The following is a 19656-nucleotide window of genomic DNA, read 5'->3' as shown; positions in this document are numbered from 1 at the left end:
CACCGTCTCATTGGCTGCGCTTGGCCAGCCATTCCTGCATCTGCGCGATTTCCGCCTCCTGGGCGGAGATGACCTCCTCAGCAAGTGCTCGCACCTCGGGGTCTGATCCGTGTTCGAGAACGACACGAGCCATGTCGATGGCGCCCTGGTGATGGGGGATCATGCCGCGCATGAAATCCTCATCCGCATCGCCCGTAAACTCGATCGCCATATCGGCATGCATCTTGTCGTTGACTTGCTGGTAGGCGCGAATGACAGGGTTATCCGAAGGCGCGGTGGCGCCGTGTCCGGCATGTTCGCCGTGATTCATGGTCGCTCCTTGGCCTTGCTCGTCCATCTGAGACTGTGCGTAGGCGAGTCCGCCAGCAATGACGAACGCGCCGGCAATGAAGATCGGGGTGAGCTTGTTCATGACACAGCTCCTGGTCAGTTTACAGTTGCAGGATAGCCGGCTTCTTCGAGAACCTGCTGAATAGCCCCCGCACTAGCAGTCGTCTCAACCTTGACCGCCCGCGCCTCCGGATTCGTCTCCACCCTGGCGGTGGGGTCGACTGACTGGATCGCCTTGGTGACGGATTTTGCGCAGCCACCGCAGGTCATGTTCTCGATTCTGAGTTCCATGAGAATTCTCCTTGTTTGGTCTCACGTTGCCAAATGTGGGGCTTCCAACCATGGGAAGGTCAATGGCGATTTTTCTCTGTTTGTCCTCTTGACCTTCCCATGGTTGGAAACCCCAACTTCTGTCCGAACTGGAATTTCGGGACAAAAAAGGAGGCGGCTATGAATGCCCCCGTTCGAGCAACAGACCTGTCTGGAACGATATCACTCCCCATTGAGGGGATGACCTGTGCATCCTGCGTAGGTCGTGTCGAAAGAGCCCTCAAGGCCGTGCCTGGCGTCGCCGATGCGGTCGTCAATCTGGCGACCGAAAAGGCGAGCATCACCACGAACGCTGCGGTCGATCCTGCCACTCTCGTCAAGGCCGTGGAGGATGTAGGCTATGAGGTTGCGGCAAGCTTCTCCGCGCCGACGGCAGCCTCGCTTGAAGTGGCGATCGAGGGCATGACCTGCGCATCCTGCGTGGGACGCGTCGAAAAGGCGCTCAAGGCCGTACCCGGCGTCACTAATGCCGTCGTCAACCTCGCGACCGAGAAGGCCACGATCCAGGGCAGCGCCGATGCGGCGGATTTGGTGGCTGCCATCGAGGGCGCGGGATACGACGCCAGGGTGATCGCCACGGCGGCAGGAACCAGCCAGGGCGAGACGGATGATCGTACCGAAAAGAAGGAAGCGGAACGTCGTGAACTGACCCGCGATTTCACCATCGCGGCGGTGCTGACGGTGCCTGTCTTCATCCTGGAGATGGGCTCACACGTCATTCCGGGCATGCATGACCTGATCGCTTCAACCATCGGCATGCAGACGAACTGGTATATCCAGTTCGTGTTGACGACCATCGTCCTGTTCGTTCCGGGTATCCGCTTTTACGACAAGGGGCTGCCCGCCCTGTGGCGGCTCGCCCCCGACATGAACTCGCTGGTCGCGGTCGGCACGCTCGCCGCCTATGGCTATTCGCTGGTCGCGACCTTCGCGCCCGGTTTCCTGCCTGCCGGAACGGTGAACGTCTATTTCGAGGCTGCCGCCGTCATCGTGACGCTGATCCTGCTCGGCCGTTTGCTGGAGGCTCGTGCCAAGGGACGCACCTCCGAGGCGATCAAGCGTCTCGTCGGCCTTCAGGCCAAGATGGCGCGCGTGCGCAGGGACGGCAAGACGATCGAACTGCCGATCGACGCCGTGCTGTCGGGAGACATCGTCGAGGTTCGTCCCGGCGATCGCATCCCGGTGGATGGCGAGGTCATCGAAGGCCAGAGCTATGTCGACGAATCGATGATCACGGGCGAACCGATCCCGGTGTCCAAAACGAATGGCAGCGAGGTCGTGGCCGGAACGGTGAACCAGAAGGGCGCCTTTGCCATCCGTGCGACGGCGGTCGGCGGCAACACGGTGCTGTCGCAGATCATCCGCATGGTCGAGGAAGCGCAAGGCTCAAAGCTACCGATCCAGGCGCTGGTCGACAAGGTCACGATGTATTTTGTGCCGGCGGTGTTTGCGGTAGCGATCCTCACCTTCGCCGCATGGATGTGGTTCGGCCCGTCGCCCGCGCTGACCTTCGCTCTGGTCAATGCCGTCGCCGTCCTGATCATCGCCTGCCCCTGCGCCATGGGTCTGGCGACGCCGACCTCGATCATGGTGGGCACGGGCCGCGGTGCGGAACTGGGCGTGCTCTTCCGCAAGGGCGAAGCGTTGCAGCTGCTCAAGGACGCCAGGGTCGTCGCCGTCGACAAGACGGGCACACTGACCGAAGGCAAGCCTGCGCTCACCGATCTGGAACTGGCCATCGGATTCAACCGGGCAAATGTCCTCGGTTTGGTTGCGGCCGTCGAAGCGAAGTCGGAGCATCCGATCGCCCGTGCGATCGTGGATGCGGCCGCCGGGGAGGACATCCCGCTGCCGGCCGTGTCGGACTTCGAGTCGGTGACGGGTTTCGGCGTCAAGGCCATGGTCGGCGGCAGCCAAGTCGAAATTGGCGCTGACCGCTACATGGCAGACCTCGGCCACGACGTAGCTGCCTTCGCCAAGATTGCCGAACGTCTCGGCAATGAGGGCAAGTCACCGCTCTATGCCGCCATCGACGGCAAGCTCGCGGCGATTATCGCCGTGGCCGATCCGATCAAGGAGACGACGCCCGCAGCGATCAAGGCGCTGCACGATCTCGGCCTCAAGGTCGCGATGATCACCGGCGACAATGCCCGCACGGCAAAAGCCATCGCGGCTCGGCTGGGGATCGACGAGGTGGTGGCGGAAGTGCTGCCGGACGGCAAGGTCGACGCTGTACGCCGCCTCAAAGCCCAGCATGGCAAGGTCGCTTTCGTCGGCGATGGCATCAACGACGCTCCGGCGCTGGCCGAAGCGGATGTGGGCCTTGCCATCGGCACGGGTACGGACATTGCCATCGAGGCAGCCGACGTGGTGCTGATGTCGGGCAGCCTGCAAGGCGTGCCGAACGCGATCGCACTGTCCAAGGCGACGATCGGCAACATCCGGCAGAACCTGTTCTGGGCCTTTGCCTACAACACGGCTCTGATCCCCGTTGCCGCCGGTCTGCTCTATCCGGCCTACGGCATCCTGCTGTCGCCGGTCTTTGCCGCCGGCGCGATGGCCCTGTCGAGCGTCTTCGTCCTCGGCAACGCGCTGAGGCTCAAGACCTTCCGCGCGCCCGCGCAGGCGGAAAGCGGCGCAGTCCGGCCCCGTCAGCCTGAACTTGCGCCTGCGGAATGAGAAACAGGCGAGCCTGCTTCGGCAGGCTCGCCACATGTAAAGGAATGAAGCGATGACCAATACGGGAACTCCGTCAGTGGTGCTGTATACCACGCCAACCTGCCCCGATTGCCATGCCGTCAAGCGATGGCTTGCTGACCAGGGTGTCCCATTCGAAGAGCGTGACCTGTCAGATCCGCAGATCGCCGAAGAGGCGAAAGCGCGGACCGGCGTGCGCGTTGCCCCGATCACGATTGTCAACGAACAGGTCTTCTATGGCACCTTTGCTGACCAGAAACCTCGTCTGGCGGAAGCCCTGTCATCGGGCGCCGCCTGAGGGAGATTGTCATGGGAAGACAAATCGAAATTCGGCAGGCGGGGCGCATCATCGACGTGCCGGATGGCCGAACCATTCTGGAGAGAGCGCTAGAAGAAGGGATCGCATATCCTCATGGATGCCGTTCGGGCCGCTGCGGCTCGTGCAAGTCCCGACTGGTCAGCGGCGAGGTCGATCTTCTGCCGCACACGCGCTTTGCCCTGACGGACGATGAGCGGTCTCAGGGACTGATCCTTGCATGCCGCGCGCAGCCGCTCACGGATTGCACGGTCGCATGGCTCGATGAGGAGGAAGAACAGCTTGATCTTCCCGTCCGCACCTATCGCACGCGGGTTGTCGCGATCGATGACGCAACCCACGACATCCGGCAAATCAGGCTGGAGGTCGAAACGGGAGAGGCCGTCGCGTTCAAGGCGGGCCAGTATGCGCAGGTGACGTTCGATGGCGTTCCGGCGCGCGACTATTCGATGGCGAACCAGCCGGGTCGAGACCATCTCGAATTCCACATCAGGCATGTGCCCGGTGGAGCGACGAGCGAACACGTCGCCAGGTCACTCAAGGTCGGCGACGAGGTTTCGGTTCGCGGGCCGCTCGGCAGTTCGTTTCTGCGCGAACAGCATACGGGTCCAATTCTGGCGGTCGCCGGCGGATCGGGACTGGCGCCGATCAAGTCGATTGTCGAAACGGCGCTGGCAAGCGGCCTGCGGCAGCCGATCCATCTCTATTTCGGGGCACGGACGGAACGTGATCTCTATCTCGTCGATCATTTCAGTCTTCTGGCGAGCACCTACGACAACCTCACCTTCATGCCCGTGCTTTCGGAGGTGAGCCGATCCGATCACTTCCGAACCGGCCTGGTAACGGATGCGATCGTGAGTGACGTGCAGGACCTCAATGGCTGGAAGGCATATATGGCCGGACCGCCTGCCATGATCGATGCTTCCGGCATCATGCTTCGCGAACTGGGCTTGCGCGGCGAGGACATACATGCGGACGTGTTTTTTACGCCCGAAGAAGCGCCTACATAAGTCGAAGAAAGGAACCAGCGATGAACATCGGTAAAGCAGCGGCGGCATCAGGCGTCTCGGCGAAGATGATCCGCTACTACGAATCGATCGGATTGATCGCGGAAGCGTCGCGGACGGATAGCGGATACCGGGATTACTCCGATAAGGACGTGCATACGTTGCGTTTTATCAGGCGTGCGCGCGATCTCGGTTTCTCGGTCGAGAAAATGACGGAACTGCTTGCGCTCTGGCGAGACCGAGACCGGGCGAGCGCGGACGTCAAGCGCGTGGCGCTCGAGCATGTCGAAGAACTTGAACGGAAGGCGCGTGAACTCAGGGAGATGAGCATGACGCTCAAGCACCTTGCCGAGAACTGCCGGGGCAATGCCCGGCCGGACTGCCCGATCATCGATGAGTTGGCGACGACTGATGACCCTGAGACCAGCCCCACACACACCCGCGATCGTTCCGGCGCGACAGGGAACAGGTTCGAGCACACGAGGCCCGTCGTGTCGGCGAAGGCGGAAAGAAGCGGTCACGGTGCCAGGGAGCAATAGCCATGACGCTTGCCGGCGAAATCCTGCACCTGTTCAAACGGGCATGTTCGGACGGCGACATGGAAGTTGCCGAGAAGCTATTGCAGGCTCTTGAACTGATTGATGCGCGAGGGCTCGGCGTCGCAGCTTCGCACAAGCCGTTGTCTCAAGCTTATCTGGCTATCGGAGAACTTCCTGTGCCTCCGAAAAAATGTCAGCGGCATCACTAGGACATCATCCGTTCAATGAGGCCCAAGGATGGATGAGCCGGAAACGGGACGGGTCAATGCCGACTTCGCAGGTCAACAACTGCCCGCGTAGGCGGGACTCCGAAACTCAGCGGCGGCGGGAGACCTCCTCCTGATATCCGCGCTCTCGTTCCGGCCAAGTACTCTTAATAAAAGCGAGGACAGCCCGGATCTCGCCGTCGCTCAGGGCATCGGCAAAACCAGGCATGTCGCTCTCATAGCTCCCTCCGACGATGGCCGCTGTACCCTCCTTGACGATGCGGAACAGCATCTCATCGGCATGGTGCCAGGTGTGGCCGCTCTCGTCGTGCGGCGGTGCGGGCAGCCGACCGGAGGGAGGCGGCGAGCGCCAGTCCGGCTGCCCTTCGAGATTCGCACCGTGGCAAGACGCGCATTGATCCGCATAGACTTGTCGGCCCTGCTCGACGACCTCCGCTGATGCCGCAGCGATGGATTCGGAACGGGCGTAATGCCACCCAGCCAATGTCGCCACGATCGCACCTGCGAGGAGCGACCCTGCCCAGAATGTATTTAGGAGCTTCTTTCGCATGGCACGCATGTTCAGTAACGAGGAATTGCAACGCACGAGATGGCAAGGAGGATTTGCCAGTGGTGCGACACCATTTGCAATAGACATTCCGGTGAGTAGTACCTATCGTTCCAGTATGTTTGCGCGCGTTGTCTCCATGCTTGCCATAATCGGCGTCGCCGTCATGACGATGGCATTCTCCGCGCACGCGGCACGAATGAGCATACCGCCGGAACAGGCTGTGCATGTGGGCGAGATTACAAACTCTGCAGCCGGCATTGAGCCTGCATGCACCAGCAAACACTGCGGATCGGCAGACATGGATGCGGGAACCTGTGAACTGGTTTGTGCAGGTTTTTCAATCTTTCTCGTATCACCGAGCGGTGGTTCTGGAAACCAATACACGTCAACCGCCTATGTTCTGCCGCCTGATGCCAGCATTCCCGGTCGGGCGCTCGGACTGAACGAACGCCCTCCGAAGATCCGTCTCCTCTGATCGCGCCCGGGCATTCGGCCCGCGGCCTTCCGACAGCTTTGAGGAACGGGACTGCGGTCCCGAGGAGACGACCATGAATACCCTTTCACGACGCGGCTTTCTCGCCGCTGGCGCGGCCATGCTGGCCTACGCTCAGGTGCCCCGGATGGCGGCAGCGCAGGACGCCACGCCGCTATCGCTTCGCGCCGCCAGCCGCACGCTCGACATCGACGGACGCGCCGCCACTGTCTGGGGCCTTGCCGGGCCATCCGGACAGGGCCTGACACTCGATCCCGGCATGCCGTTCCGGGTGGATCTAACGAACGAACTCGACACCGCCACACTGATCCACTGGCACGGCCAGATCCCGCCCAATGCGCAGGATGGCGTGCCCGACATGCCCTTGCCGATGCTCGCCCCCGGCGAGACTCGCGCCTATGACTTCGCACCGCTGCCCGGCACCTATTGGATGCACGCGCATGTTCCGCTGCACGAGATGCGCCTTCTGGCCGCGCCCCTGATCGTGCGCAGCGCCGAGGATGTCGCCGCTGACCGGCAGGAGGTGGTACTGTTTCTGCATGATTTCTCATTCAAGGCACCCGAAGAGGTGATGGCGGAGATCAAGTCCGGCCATGGTGCCACGGGCAATCACGGAAGCGGCACAGGCACAGGCACGGGCGGAATGTCAGGTATGAACCACGGCGCGATGGGAAACATGCCGATGACTGGCATGGATCACGGCGCCAAGGGCGGCATGATGGGAATGGGGACCATGGACGGCATGACGATGGACCTCAACGACTACGACTGGGACGCCTATCTTGCCAATGATCGTACGCTCTCGGACCCGGAAGTGGTGCAGGTCGAGCGCGGCGGGCGTATCCGCCTGCGGGTCATCAACGCCGCTGCGGCGACGGTGTTCTGGCTCGACACCGGCGAAGCGCAGGCCCGGCTCGTCGCGGTTGATGGCCATGCCGTTCAGCCGCTCTCCGGCACGAGGTTCGGTCTGGCCATGGGCCAACGGCTCGACCTTGAGATCGACCTGCCTTCGGAGGGCGGTGCCTGGCCGATCCTCGCGCTGCGAGAAGGCGCGCGGGAGCGCACCGGTCTGATCCTTGCCACTCCGGGCGCCGAGATACGGCACATTGATGCTTTGGCAGAGACCGAAGCACCGGCCTTTGACACCGACCTTGCGCAGGAGACGCGCCTGATCGCTTCCGAATCCTTGCCGGAGCGGCCGGTGGACCGCAGCCACATGGTGATGCTGGGCGGCTCGATGCAGCCCTATGTGTGGACGATCAACGGTGCCGTCTGGGGCCAGCATCGCCCGGTTACCGCGAGGCGCGGCGAACGGATCGTGCTGTCCTTCCACAATATGTCGATGATGGGTCACCCGATGCATCTCCACGGCCATGTGTTCCAGGTCGTCGGGCTGAATGGACGTGCGGTCACGGGCGCGCAGCGGGACACGGTGTATGTGCCGCCGATGTCGATGGTCGACGTGGCACTCGATGCCGGAGAAGCCGCGCGCTGGATGCTGCATTGCCATCACATGCCGCATCTTGAAACAGGCATGATGACCGAATTCGCGGTCAGCGCATAGGCAGCGTGCTGGCAGGAGGACGCCGGCACCGGCGTCCTCCTGTGCAACAAGGAGGTGAACCCTATGTCAATGTCTCACGGCGGTCATGCCGGCCACATGCCGGCGAGTGGTGATCGCAAAGCGCTCGTCATTTCGGGCTGGCTTACCGGCCTTTACTTCATCGTGGAACTCGGGATCGGCATCTGGACGGGCTCAGTCGCCGTCATGTCGGATGCCTTCCACACCTTCTCGGCCGTGGGCGGCGTGCTCATTGCGCTGGTCGCCATGCGTCTGGGTGAGCGAAAATCCAGCCCCTCGCGCACCTTCGGCTACATTCGGGCGGAGATCCTGGGGGCCCTCTTCAACGGCCTCTTCCTCGTCGCCATGGCTCTCTACGTGCTGTGGATGGGCGCGATGCGCCTCATGGAGCCCATCGAACTGGCCACGACGCCGATGTTGATCGCCGCAGCGGGCGGCATCGCCACCGAGCTTGTCGCGCTCTGGCTCATGTACGAGCGCCAGAAGGACAACCTGAATATGCGGGGTGCGTATTGGCACATCCTGCAGACCTTCGTCGGCAGCTTCCTCATCATCGTCTCGGCGCTGGTGATCCGATTCACGGGCTTTGTGGCCATCGATCCGCTGCTTGGCATGGCCTTCGGACTGCTGCTGCTCTGGGCTTCCTGGGGTATTATGCGCGAGGCATTGCACATCCTGCTGCAAGGCACGCCCGAAGACCTCGACTTGGAGGCCGCCATCGAGGCCATACGGCAGCTAGAGGGGGTTACCGACGTGCACCACGTCCATGCCTGGAGTCTGACATCCGGGCGCAATGTATTCTCAAGCCACGTCTGCGTTGGGGACTTTCAGGAAGGCGAACGGGTGCTGCGACAAGCAAGCAATCTCCTGCGCGAGCGTTTCAACATCTACTTCTCGACGTTGCAGATCGAGGAATACTGCCTCGACGGCGAGGACTCTGCGGCCGAGATTGACATCATGCAGTCTCAGACGGGGCAAGAACGGACCAGCATCGGAAAGATCCACGACAATCACTGATTGGCAGGAACCCCGGATTCCGATCACCTCTTGACCTTCCAACGGTTGGAAGGCGCAGAATAGGCGAAGAGCAAGCTTAGGATAAGACGCCGAGGAGGCGTGAAAATGGCCAGCAAGACCGAACACGATCACCAGAATCAGAGTCACGCTCATTCCGCCCAAGGTCATGCGCATGATCACGGGGCCGTCGCGCAGGACGACACGCACAAGGTCAAGGACCCGGTCTGCGGCATGATTGTCGATCCCCACACGGCCCAGCACAAGGCCGAGCATGCGGGCCGGCCCTATTATTTCTGCTCGGCCGGGTGCCGCGCGAAGTTCCTGGCCGAGCCCGAAAGCTATCTCGATCCGGCGGCGGCGGAGGTAGTACCGATTCTCGAGGGGACGGTCTATACCTGCCCGATGCATCCTGAGATCCGGCAGGACGGCCCCGGATCATGCCCGATCTGCGGCATGGCGCTGGAGCCGGTACTGGTCAGCCTTGAGGCCGAGCCCAATGTCGAACTGATCGACATGACACGCCGCTTCTGGATCGGCCTCGTTCTGGCGATCCCGGTGTTCATTCTCGAGATGGGCGGGCATCTGTTCGGGCTGACTCATGCCATCGGGCAGCAGGTCTCGAACTGGCTGCAACTGATCCTCGCAACGCCGGTCGTTCTCTGGGCGGGCTGGCCGTTCTTCCAGCGTGGCTGGCAGTCGCTCGTCAACCGCAGCCTCAACATGTTTACACTGATCGCCATGGGCACGGGAACGGCGTGGATATACAGCGTCGTCGCCACGCTGGCGCCGGGCATCTTCCCAGATGCATTCCGCCAGCATGACGGCTCGGTCGCGGTCTATTTCGAGGCGGCCGCGGTCATCACTGTGCTCGTGCTGCTCGGGCAGGTGTTGGAATTGCGGGCGCGCGAGAGCACCAGCGGCGCGATCCGGGCGCTGCTCGACCTCGCCCCCAAGACCGCCCGGATCATTCGTGACGACGGCACCGAGGAGGAGGTTCAACTCGACACCGTTCGGGTCGGCGACCGCCTGCGGGTGCGTCCCGGCGAGAAGGTGCCGGTCGATGGCGAAGTTCTGGAAGGACGCAGCGCCGTCGATGAATCGATGGTGACTGGCGAGTCGATGCCGGTCACCAAGGAGGTCGGCGCCACCGCCATCGGCGGCACCATGAACCAGTCCGGCGCGCTGGTGATCGAGGCGAAGAAGGTCGGCCGCGACACCATGCTGTCGCAGATCGTCCAGCTCGTCGCCGAGGCGCAGCGTAGTCGCGCGCCGATCCAGCGCCTCGCCGATCAGGTGTCGGGCTGGTTCGTGCCGGCGGTGATCGTGGTCGCAATCCTTGCCTTCATAACCTGGTCGATCTGGGGTCCGGAGCCGCGCTTCTCCTTCGGTCTGATCGCGGCGGTTTCCGTGCTGATCATCGCCTGTCCCTGTGCGCTCGGGCTGGCAACGCCGATGTCGATCATGGTCGGCGTCGGGCGTGGCGCACAGGCGGGCGTGCTGATCAAGAACGCCGAGGCGCTGGAGCATATGGAGAAGGTCGATACCATCATAGTCGACAAGACCGGTACGCTGACCGAGGGACGACCCGCCGTCACCGCAATCGTGCCGGCGCCGGGGTTCACCGAGGACGAGGCTTTGCGGCTTGCCGCCAGCGTGGAGCGGGCCAGCGAGCATCCGCTGGCGCTGGCCATCGTTCGCGCTGCCGAGGAGCGGGGGATCGTGACCGCACCGGTCGCGGATTTCGACTCGCCGACCGGCAAAGGCGCCTACGGCACGGTCGAAGGCAAGCGCATTCCCCTTGGAAATGCCAAGTTCCTAGCCGAGCAAGGCGTTGATGTCGCCCCACTGGCGGATGAGGCCGACCGGCTGCGCGAGGACGGGGCAACCGCGATCTTCATGGGAGTGGACAACCGCATCGCTGCCATCTTCGCCATCGCCGATCCGGTCAAGCCCTCGACGCCCGAGGCGCTTGCCGCGCTGAAGGCGCAGGGAATCCGCGTTGTCATGCTTACGGGTGATAACTGGACCACGGCCAAGGCGGTCGCCCGCCGGCTCGGCATCGACGAGGTCGAGGCCGAGGTCCTGCCCGACCAGAAAAGCGCGGTCGTGCAGCGTCACAAGGCGGCAGGCGAGGTGGTGGCGATGGCAGGCGACGGCGTGAACGACGCACCGGCGCTGGCGGCGGCCGATGTGGGCATCGCCATGGGCACCGGTACCGATGTGGCAATGGAAAGCGCAGGCGTCACATTGCTCAAGGGCGATCTCACGGGCATCGTCCGCGCGCGCCGGCTCTCGGAGGCTGTCATGCGCAACATCCGCCAGAACCTATTCTTCGCCTTCATTTACAACGCGCTCGGCGTGCCGGTGGCGGCCGGGGTGCTCTACCCGTTCTTCGACATCCTGCTGTCGCCGATCATCGCGGCCGCCGCCATGGCGCTGTCGTCGGTGAGCGTCATCGCGAACGCCTCCCGGCTGCGGGTCACGAGATTGTAGGAGGCTGACGTGGGCGAAGGTCCTCCATCTGGAAAAATTGGTGACGATGGTGGCGCCAACAGCCCGGATACCGTCCCATCCTTGCGCTAAGTCAAAGTCTGCGGCGAAGGGGGCCGCTATGAGTATCTTTGCGACGGAAGGGCAGAACAGGCCATGATGCAATGTCATGATGTCGGGCGGGATGATGTGGGGCATCGTTCTTCTGGTGCTCGTGCTCCTTACCGCCGCCGCTTTGATCAAATACGTATTTTTCCGGTGATCCAGCTTTGACGAAGTTGCGGCCCAGATGGAGGAACTGAGATGCAAACCATCCATATGATCAGCAGGCGCTCCTTCCTCGCCAGCGCCACCGCGTTCCCCCTCCTGCTCTCAACGGCGGGAACGGTTCGCTCGGCAGGACTGCCTCTGGTGACCGTCACCAAGGATACGAATTGCGGGTGCTGCGGCGCATGGGTCGAGCATATCGAGGCGGCCGGCTTCCCGGTGAGCGTCGTGGAATCGAGCGAGGTCGAAAGCCTCAAGCAGCGGCTCGGCGTCCCGGCGGCGTTGTACTCCTGCCATACGGCCGAAGTGGACGGCTATGTCATCGAAGGACATGTGCCGGCCGCCGCGCTTCGCCGCCTCCTGGCCGCGCGCCCGCTCGCGACAGGGCTTGCGGTTCCCGGAATGCCCGCCGGCTCCCCCGGCATGGACTTTCCCGGCGTGGTCCCCGAGCCATACGAGGTGTTCCTGTTCGGCCCTTCCGTCCAGAAAACCTTCGGGCGTTTCCGCGGCGCGCGGGAGATCTGAGTGGAACGGTGCTCATGATCCATCCGGTCGCCATCAGTCCGATCCAGAACCGGGCCTGCGGGGCAGACCCTGCCTTTGTCAGGAGCTCTGGTTGCCTGGGCTCGGATACTGACGGCCGCAAGGATGTCATCTGGTGCGTGGCAACTCTCCATCCCGACCTCGACAAAGAAGCCAAGCCATGAGCAGGAGCTCGACTGCGGCTTTCGGATCGAAAGGCGACTGGCTCCGCCAGTTCCTGACAGGCCTGCTGCTGCTTGCGTTCAGCGCTTTTGTTTTCCTGGCAGCGGCGCATGCCAGCCCGGGCACACACGGCTCGTATCAGGATCAGACCGTTGCGGGTGCACAGCATGAGGCCCATTCGAATTACTCCGACGACCGAAGCAAGGCTGCGGACGAACGATGCTGTCACACTGAAACGGCGCCGGACCGCGATTGCGGCCAGCTCTGCACCATTGTTGCCCTGCTACCCGAGGCGCCGCCTGTGATGCCATCCTCGGACGGCGAGCCATTGCTCGGTTTCCAGGCCAGCGATCTGGGCCGAAATCCTTCAGTCCTCCTGACACCACCGCGTCTGACCGCCCCTGCGTAGTGAACGCATCGGCCGGGAGGTGTTCTTCTCGGCACTCAAGCAGCAAACAGTCAGACGAAGCCACGGTAGGCGCGCGTCCAGAAATTAGACGCGGCTCTCCGGTGCCAAAGGATGAACCATGACGTACCGAACAATAGTTGCCCTTTCTGCCAGTCTCTTGATGGGAGTCTCCGGCGCTGCTCTGGCGCAGCAGGCAGAGCATGACGCCCATCACCCTCAGACGCCGCAGGCCCAGGAGGAACGGGCCCCTGCCTCCATGTCCCCTTCAGGACAGATGCCTTCGATGCAGGACATGCCGAAGGAATGCCGGGCCATGATGGAGACCATGCCCCAAGCGTGCATGGACGCCATGCAGCAGATGATGCAGGGCGGCATGATGCACGGTGGGATGGCCGCTCCCCAAGGCGGAGAGTCGGCTCCAGCCGACGCCGATGTCGCCGACTTCACCAAGGCCTATGTCGATGCGATGGAGGAGATGCACGGTCCGATGATGGAGGGCGTCATGGCCGAGGACCCGGACGTCGCTTTCATCCGGGGCATGATCCCGCACCATCAGGGTGCGGTCGACATGGCGAAGATCGTGCAGCGATACGGAGATGACCCGCAGACAAGAGAGTGGGCGTCTCAGATCATTGAAGCACAGGAACGTGAGATCGCCGAAATGCAGGCGTGGCTGGACAGGAATGCCGGCCAGCAGCCTGCCGGCTTGGTCGAGACAGGCGGAACCGTGTACTCCGCCAACGAGGGCGACAATTCGATCAGCGCCATCGAACTCGGCACGGGTTCGGTCGAGACGGTGCAGATCGGAGTCTCACCGCACAATGTCGATCGGACACCGGACGGGAGGCTGTTGCTCGCCGTCGGGAGCGCTGCCTCCGATCACGCTCACGGATCGGATGACCAGGGACATGCCGATGCCGGCAACGGGCTTCTGGTGGTGCTCGATCCGCAGCAGCTGTCACAACCCGTCGGCACTGTAGAAGTCGGTGCGCATCCGGCGCATGTCGTCGCCGATCGTAGCGGCCGCGCCTATGTTTCGCTGTCCGGCGGGAACGAGATTGCGGTCGTTGATCTCGCAGCGGCTTCGGTGATCGAGCACATCACGACCGGAGCCTATCCGCACGGGCTGCGCCTCAACCCGGATGAGAGCGAGCTCTATGTGGCCAATGTCGAGGACGGCTCGGTCTCCGTCATCGACACGCAGGAGCTGACCGAGGTTGCGCGCATTCCGGTGGGCGCAGCGCCTGTTCAGGTCGGGTTCACGCCCTCGGGCGATCAGGTCTACGTCTCTCTTCGAGACGAGAACCGGGTGGCCGTCATCGACACCGCATCCCGCGAGGTGACGAACAGGATCGACGTCGGGCCGAACCCGATCCAGATGTTCGCCACCCCGGATGGAGCCTACGTCTATGTGGCCAATCAGGGCACCGAGGCGGAACCGAACGACACGGTCTCCGTGATCGAGATTGAGTCCGGAAACGTGATCGAGACGATCACCACCGGGAGCGGCGCCCACGGCGTCTCGGCATCGGCTGACGGGGCATTCGTGTTCGTAACGAACATTGCCGATGACAGCGTTTCGATCATCGACGTGGCGAGCCAGGAAGTGCTCAAGACCGTGCCGGTCGGCGATCGCCCGAACGGCATAGTCTACGCCGGATCGAACCAGTAAGCAGCGCGGCGCCGGAGCGAAACAGCTCTGGCGCCAGACTTGAGAATTGAGAATAGCTATTGGCGTCGATGAGCAGAGCCGGCGTGCATGACGAACTTCGAGGCAGCACGGCATTGGTTGCAGACATCGGAACTGATCTTGTCGCATATGCCGCCCTTTTCGTAAGCGCGTTCACGTCGGCGACCCTCCTACCAGGGTCGTCCGAGGCAGCGCTCCTGACTCTTCTAACAATGGGACAGGCCAACCTCGTCACCCTAGTGGGCGTCGCAACGGCAGGAAATGTGCTCGGCTCCTTGGTGAACTGGGCGCTGGGCAGGTTCCTCTCAGGGTTTCGAGACCATCGCTGGTTTCCGATTGACGACAGGTCATTTAGCCGTGCATCAGATTGGTACGGACGTTATGGCGTGTGGTCTCTACTCTTGTCCTGGCTGCCGATTATCGGCGATCCGCTGACAGTTGTGGCAGGAGCACTGCGAGTTGACCTTTCTCGTTTTCTCATATTCGTGTCGATCGGCAAAGCGGCACGCTATCTCTTTGTCGCCGGCGCATTTCTCTGGTGGAGCGGTTCTTGAGTGTACTTGCACGTCGAGTCGAGCTGTTGAGAATGGCGGAGACGAAGGGGCGCAGCCGAGCCGCCACCGCGCCCAGAAGCCTCACGCGGCCGCCGACTGGTCCTTGCGTTCGGCCGGATAGCCTGCCTCGGTTAAGGCGGCGGGGAGTACCTGCTCGTCCACCTTCGTGGTGACCGTCACTTCGCGGGTGGGTGGATTGGTGGTGACATCAGCCGCCGGATCGACGCTCAGAAGCGCGTTGTTGACCCGGCGCGCGCAGCCGCCGCAAGTCATGTCGGGAGCAGTGAATCGGAACATGCGAACTCTCCTCTGTTGGGCGTTCACGGACAAATCTGGTCCTTGCCACGTTGGCAAGGTCAAGGGTCAACGAGGAAAAATGATATCGCGGCCAAGGCGGCCTTGACCTTCCCATTGTTGGAAGCCCCATCTGGGGTGCAATGGATCAGGAAGGAAGCATGTCAAGACGAACCTTGTTCCGGCGAATTTGCTGCTAGGACCGTCTGACCGCCGCCCGTTCCTGCCGCGCCAGGCCGCTCGGCCCGTCCGTGAACGACGAATCTGGTCATGTCATGGCCAGCTAGACCACTGATCGCCATTGCCTGATCGGCGCTTCTCGCATGCAAAATGTGGGCGATGTGCAGCTCATCGGCTTATAGATCAAGTTTCAGCGGATTTGGGAAGCAATTTGTTCTTGACCTTCCAGCCGTTGGAAGGATTAGGGGTCTGCGACATCTGAACGCCCCATGAAAAATAACAGGAACTCCGGATGTCTACGCTCTCCCCCCAAACGCCGAAGCCTCCGGTGGCTTCGTCACCTGCAAGCACGACATTGCCGCTGGCCGTCATTGCGACGGCTCAGCTCATGGTGGTGCTTGACGATACCATCGCGAACATCGCCCTGCCGACACTCCAGAACGAACTCGGAATGTCGGCTGCGAGCCTGCCTTGGGTGATCAACGCCTACGTTCTCGCCTTTGGTGGACTGCTGCTGTTCGGCGGCAGGTTGGGCGATATCTATGGCCGGCGGCGCATGCTGCAGGCGGGCATGGCGATCTTCACCATTGCTTCCCTGTTCGTCGGGCTTGCCCAGGACAGCATGAGCATAATCGCGTCACGCGGTCTACAGGGCGTGGGTGCGGCGCTGACGGCCCCCAATGCTCTTGCCTTGATCGCGACGACCTTCCCCGAAGGCAAGGCGCGCAACGGAGCGATGGCCGTTTACGGAGCAATGTCCGGCCTTGGTATCATCGCCGGGCTGATCCTCGGCGGGCTGCTGACGGGGCTGCTGGGCTGGCGCTGGGCCTTCTTCATCAACATTCCCATCGGCCTGGCTGTGCTGGCGGGGTCAAGAACGCTTGTCGAGGCGGAACTGCACAAAGGCCGCCCGGACTTCACCGGCGCGCTCACCAGCATTGTGGGCATGGCCGCGCTCGTCTATGGGATCACCCGTGGCGGCGAACATGGCTGGACGGACAGCATCACGCTCGCCTCGTTCGCTACCGCCGCGATCCTGCTGCCGCTGTTCCTGATCTTGCAGTCGCGCAGCAAAGACCCGCTTCTGCCGCCACGTCTGTTCAAGGAGCGCAACCGGGCGGGTTCCTACCTCGCCATGCTGCTGCTGGGCTTCGGTCCGATGGGGATGATCTATCTGCTGACGCTCTATTTGCAGCACATCCTCGGCTACAGCCCGATCATGACCGCGCTGGCGTTCCTGCCATTCGGTGCGGGTATTATCGTTGGGGCCATTGTCAGTTCCAAGCTTGTCACGCGGTTTGCGCCGCGCGAGGTGGCAGCGCCCGCCGCACTAATAGGCGGCGCTGCCTTGTTCTGGCTCGCCAATATCGGACAGGAACTCAACTATATGTGGCACTTCATGCCCGCGGCCTTCCTCACCGCTTTCGGTTTCGTGGGGGCCGTGATTGCACTGGCGCTGACCGCCGTCAAAGGCGTGCAGACACAGGAGACGGGCATCGCATCGGCGCTCTTCAACGCCTCGCAACAGATCGGCGTCGCCTTGGGGCTGGCCGTCCTTTCGACCATCGCAGTCTCTGCCACGGCTGGCAGGTTGCCGGGTGCACTCGCCGCCCTCTATCGCGGGCGGGAGACGGGTGACGCCGGGCTAGTGAGATCGGCCAGCGATGCGCTGATCCACGGTTATGGTCTTGCGCTTGCGGGAGCTGGAGCTGCCCTCGTGATTGCCGCAGTCATTGCCGCGGTTCTGGTCAACGCTAAGAGGGGACAGGTTTCTACCGGCACGATCGCTGTCCATTGACAGGATAGTCATTAAGCCTACGGCGCGGTTCCGTGGCGCGCTACCCGCCGTAGGCCTTGCGCAGACGCCTGCTTGGACGAATTGCAAGCGGAGCGGTTGACATACAACATATGAACACATATTCATGTGTTGTATGTCAACCGCATGAGCCCTGAAATGTCCCATTCACACAGCCATGGTCATTCTCATGATGACCATTCCCATGATCACTCCCATGCGCCGACCGTCACGAGCGATAATGAGCGCAAGGTCCTTCTCTCGTTCTTCCTGATCCTCACGTTCATGATCGTGGAGGTGATCGGCGGTCTGATCTCAGGATCGCTGGCGCTGCTCGCCGACGCTGGACATATGCTGAGCGACGCGGCTGCGCTGGCGCTAGCTTATGCCGCCTTTCGGTTCGGACGGCGGGCGGCAGACTCCAAGCGGACCTTTGGCTATCTGCGTTTCGAGGTCCTTGCCGGTTTTATCAACGCAATCACGCTATTCGCGATCGTCGTCTGGATTGTCTATGAAGCCTGGCAGCGCTTTCAGGAACCGCATGTTATCCTCGCGGGTCCGATGCTTGGCGTCGCCATTGCGGGGCTCCTCATCAATATTCTCGTGTTCTGGATTCTGACGCGCGGAGATACCGAGCACGTGAACATCAAGGGTGCCATCCTTCATGTGTTGGGCGACCTCCTCGGCTCTGTGGCAGCGGTTTCAGCCGCCATCGTGATCATGTACACGGGTTGGACGCTGATCGATCCTATCCTCTCGGTGTTTGTCTCCCTGCTGATCCTGCGCGCCGCGTGGAATCTCCTCGGCAAGTCGATACATATCCTGCTTGAAGGTGCGCCAGATAACGCGACGCCCGAGAAGATCGAACGCCATCTTGTCGAGAACATCGCTGGCGTGGCGTCGGTGAGCCACATCCATGTCTGGTCGATCACGTCCGGGCGGACCTTGGCCACCCTACATGTGCGGCCGAAAGCCGATGTCGATGCTCGCTCGGTGATGCGCGCGGTCGAGCGTGAGTTGAAGTCACAGTTTAAGATCGAACATCCGACCATCGCCATCGACTGGAATGACGATGCGGACGCGTGCAGCCTGTCGCAAGCCTCTGCCTTGACGGGGCACGCGCATGGGGATCGACACGACCATGATGGGCATCACCACAACCATGGGCCTGAGCATGTCCACAGCAAGCAGGAGCATGAACGTTGAAGCAAGCCCCGTCCCTGTCGCAGAACGACGTAACCGTACTGGCAGAGACTTTTCGCCTGCTGGGCGATCCTACACGGCTGAGAATTCTGCTCTTTTGCCTGCCGGGTCCAAAGTCCGTCGGCGACATTGTTGAGAGCCTGGGACTGTCGCAGACACTGGTTAGCCACCATTTACGCCTGCTCAGAGGTGCACGGCTCGTCAGGGGGGAGCGTCGGTCAAAGCAGGTTTTCTACGAAGTGGCAGACAGTCACGTGAGCGACATGCTGATCGACATGGCAACCCACATCGACGAGGAGCACTTTGATGACTGACAAACAAGGCTTCTTGGCGATGTGATGCCTGTACCGCTGAAGAGCGGGCCGCTAATGCGTTCGTTGAAGCAGGCAGCAGCACTTATCGCCGACACGGCAATCTTCACGCTGCGGTTAAGACCGGGACTTAAGCAATTTCGGTCTTGACCTTCCAATGGTTGGAGGCTGCACGATCTTGCTTGATACCCGTTTCGTCAATGCAAGGCGGCAGAAATGAAGGACCAAGCGAAGAACCGTTCGTCCGTCGACAAATTATTCGGCTCGCTGATCGCGGAAGGGTACGTTTATGCAGATGATGCCGCGGACCTCGATGATGGTGCCGACATACGGATTCGTTTGGGCTTTCTCCAGACATTGATGTTGGCGACCAGAAGCAAGGTGGCCGCATAATGCGGAAAGGGGTCAAGTGTTCGGATAAAGTCGAGCTTCGCCATCTCCGCTATTTCGTGGCTGTGGTCGAGCATGGCAGCTTTCGCAAAGCAGGAGCTGCGGTTGGACGGTCGCAAGCTGCAATCAGTCGGTCCATTGCCAAGCTGGAAGACGAGATTTGAGAGCGGCGGTGCAAAAGTCGGCCACGGTAGCGGCGGCATAATGCTGCTGCGGGCGGAGTAAAATCCGGCCACCTATCTTCCTTCTGCAATGATCGCAGGAGGGACAGGGGATCTAC

General features: G+C 62.0%; 21 protein-coding genes and 2 pseudogenes. 18 read left to right on the top strand and 5 right to left on the bottom strand.

Going from position 1 to position 19656, the window contains the following annotated elements:
• Positions 1-7: 7 nt before the first annotated feature.
• Together shn_RS02390 and shn_RS02385 are read right to left on the bottom strand one after the other, a co-directional pair.
• Positions 8-412 (bottom strand): DUF305 domain-containing protein, encoded by a 405-nt coding sequence (locus shn_RS02390; RefSeq protein WP_012092685.1) that lies wholly within the window; start codon positions 410-412, stop codon positions 8-10.
• Between the two features lie 14 nt (positions 413-426).
• Positions 427-621: a heavy-metal-associated domain-containing protein gene (locus tag shn_RS02385; protein ID WP_012092684.1), complete on the bottom strand. Its 195-nt coding sequence runs from the start codon at positions 619-621 to the stop codon at positions 427-429.
• A gap of 159 nt (positions 622-780) precedes the next feature.
• Between shn_RS02385 and shn_RS02380 the strand changes: the two genes are divergently transcribed.
• The 5 genes from shn_RS02380 to shn_RS02360 are packed head-to-tail and all read left to right on the top strand — an operon-like array spanning position 781 to position 5428.
• Complete coding sequence (locus shn_RS02380; RefSeq protein ID WP_012092683.1) at positions 781-3339, top strand: heavy metal translocating P-type ATPase; 2559 nt, start codon at positions 781-783, stop codon at positions 3337-3339.
• A gap of 52 nt (positions 3340-3391) precedes the next feature.
• Entirely contained in the window at positions 3392-3655 is a 264-nt protein-coding gene (locus shn_RS02375; RefSeq protein ID WP_012092682.1) for a glutaredoxin family protein, read from the top strand.
• A gap of 11 nt (positions 3656-3666) precedes the next feature.
• Positions 3667-4683 (top strand): 2Fe-2S iron-sulfur cluster-binding protein, encoded by a 1017-nt coding sequence (locus shn_RS02370; protein ID WP_012092681.1) that lies wholly within the window; start codon positions 3667-3669, stop codon positions 4681-4683.
• A 20-nt stretch (positions 4684-4703) separates the two neighbouring features.
• Positions 4704-5219: a Cu(I)-responsive transcriptional regulator gene (gene cueR / locus shn_RS02365; RefSeq protein ID WP_012092680.1), complete on the top strand. Its 516-nt coding sequence runs from the start codon at positions 4704-4706 to the stop codon at positions 5217-5219.
• A 2-nt stretch (positions 5220-5221) separates the two neighbouring features.
• The gene (locus tag shn_RS02360) at positions 5222-5428 is read left to right on the top strand and encodes a hypothetical protein (protein WP_028034408.1); all 207 of its coding nucleotides are present in this window, start codon (positions 5222-5224) and stop codon (positions 5426-5428) included.
• Between the two features lie 106 nt (positions 5429-5534).
• Here the strand turns inward: shn_RS02360 and shn_RS02355 are convergent, their stop codons facing one another.
• Positions 5535-5996, bottom strand: a complete 462-nt coding sequence (locus shn_RS02355) for a cytochrome c (protein WP_028034407.1) — start codon at positions 5994-5996, stop codon at positions 5535-5537.
• Between shn_RS02355 and shn_RS34850 the strand changes: the two genes are divergently transcribed.
• The 8 genes from shn_RS34850 to shn_RS34845 all read left to right on the top strand — a co-directional run bounded on the left by shn_RS34850 (position 5995) and on the right by shn_RS34845 (position 15203).
• Complete coding sequence (locus shn_RS34850) at positions 5995-6471, top strand: hypothetical protein (protein WP_197057541.1); 477 nt, start codon at positions 5995-5997, stop codon at positions 6469-6471. The two genes, shn_RS02355 and shn_RS34850, sit on opposite strands and share 2 nt — an antisense overlap.
• A gap of 73 nt (positions 6472-6544) precedes the next feature.
• Complete coding sequence (locus tag shn_RS02350) at positions 6545-8053, top strand: multicopper oxidase family protein (RefSeq protein ID WP_012092678.1); 1509 nt, start codon at positions 6545-6547, stop codon at positions 8051-8053.
• 63 nt (positions 8054-8116) lie between these two features.
• Complete coding sequence (locus shn_RS02345; protein WP_012092677.1) at positions 8117-9088, top strand: cation diffusion facilitator family transporter; 972 nt, start codon at positions 8117-8119, stop codon at positions 9086-9088.
• A gap of 105 nt (positions 9089-9193) precedes the next feature.
• The gene (locus shn_RS02340; RefSeq protein ID WP_012092676.1) at positions 9194-11581 is read left to right on the top strand and encodes a heavy metal translocating P-type ATPase; all 2388 of its coding nucleotides are present in this window, start codon (positions 9194-9196) and stop codon (positions 11579-11581) included.
• Positions 11582-11881: 300 nt separating this feature from the next.
• Positions 11882-12370 carry a DUF411 domain-containing protein gene (locus shn_RS02335; RefSeq protein ID WP_012092675.1) on the top strand — a complete coding sequence of 163 codons (489 nt, stop codon included), beginning with the start codon at positions 11882-11884 and terminating at the stop codon, positions 12368-12370.
• A gap of 178 nt (positions 12371-12548) precedes the next feature.
• Positions 12549-12959, top strand: coding sequence for a hypothetical protein (locus shn_RS35680; RefSeq protein ID WP_028034404.1), 411 nt, complete (start codon positions 12549-12551; stop codon positions 12957-12959).
• Between the two features lie 313 nt (positions 12960-13272).
• Entirely contained in the window at positions 13273-14631 is a 1359-nt protein-coding gene (locus shn_RS02330) for a DUF305 domain-containing protein (RefSeq protein ID WP_231771507.1), read from the top strand.
• A 68-nt stretch (positions 14632-14699) separates the two neighbouring features.
• Positions 14700-15203 carry a YqaA family protein gene (locus tag shn_RS34845; protein WP_012092672.1) on the top strand — a complete coding sequence of 168 codons (504 nt, stop codon included), beginning with the start codon at positions 14700-14702 and terminating at the stop codon, positions 15201-15203.
• Between the two features lie 81 nt (positions 15204-15284).
• Here the strand turns inward: shn_RS34845 and shn_RS02325 are convergent, their stop codons facing one another.
• On the bottom strand, positions 15285-15500 hold the full coding sequence (locus tag shn_RS02325) for a heavy-metal-associated domain-containing protein (protein WP_012092671.1): 216 nt from the start codon (positions 15498-15500) through the stop codon (positions 15285-15287).
• A 469-nt stretch (positions 15501-15969) separates the two neighbouring features.
• On the opposite strand from shn_RS02325, the pseudogene shn_RS36920 reads away from it, so the two are divergent.
• Positions 15970-17163 (top strand): annotated as a pseudogene (locus shn_RS36920) (MFS transporter); the annotation flags it as partial.
• Here the strand turns inward: shn_RS36920 and shn_RS37575 are convergent.
• Positions 17136-17243: pseudogene (locus shn_RS37575) on the bottom strand (hypothetical protein); the annotation flags it as partial. The pseudogenes shn_RS36920 and shn_RS37575 overlap by 28 nt on opposite strands.
• Positions 17244-17631: 388 nt before the next feature.
• Here shn_RS37575 and shn_RS02315 point away from each other — a divergent pair.
• The 4 genes from shn_RS02315 to shn_RS34840 all read left to right on the top strand — a co-directional run bounded on the left by shn_RS02315 (position 17632) and on the right by shn_RS34840 (position 19540).
• Positions 17632-18678: a cation diffusion facilitator family transporter gene (locus shn_RS02315; protein WP_034658511.1), complete on the top strand. Its 1047-nt coding sequence runs from the start codon at positions 17632-17634 to the stop codon at positions 18676-18678.
• Positions 18675-18989: a metalloregulator ArsR/SmtB family transcription factor gene (locus shn_RS02310; RefSeq protein WP_012092668.1), complete on the top strand. Its 315-nt coding sequence runs from the start codon at positions 18675-18677 to the stop codon at positions 18987-18989. Before shn_RS02315 ends, shn_RS02310 begins: the two co-directional genes overlap by 4 nt.
• A gap of 213 nt (positions 18990-19202) precedes the next feature.
• The gene (locus shn_RS36280) at positions 19203-19379 is read left to right on the top strand and encodes a hypothetical protein (RefSeq protein WP_012092667.1); all 177 of its coding nucleotides are present in this window, start codon (positions 19203-19205) and stop codon (positions 19377-19379) included.
• Complete coding sequence (locus shn_RS34840; protein ID WP_084437718.1) at positions 19379-19540, top strand: LysR family transcriptional regulator; 162 nt, start codon at positions 19379-19381, stop codon at positions 19538-19540. The genes shn_RS36280 and shn_RS34840 overlap by 1 nt, the downstream gene beginning before the upstream one ends.
• Positions 19541-19656: the final 116 nt, after the last annotated feature.

The sequence above is a fragment of the Shinella sp. HZN7 genome (genome assembly GCF_001652565.1).
Lineage (GTDB): Bacteria > Pseudomonadota > Alphaproteobacteria > Rhizobiales > Rhizobiaceae > Shinella > Shinella granuli.
Note: the sequence above shows the minus strand (reverse complement) of the source record. Positions and strands in the feature narration are given on the sequence as shown.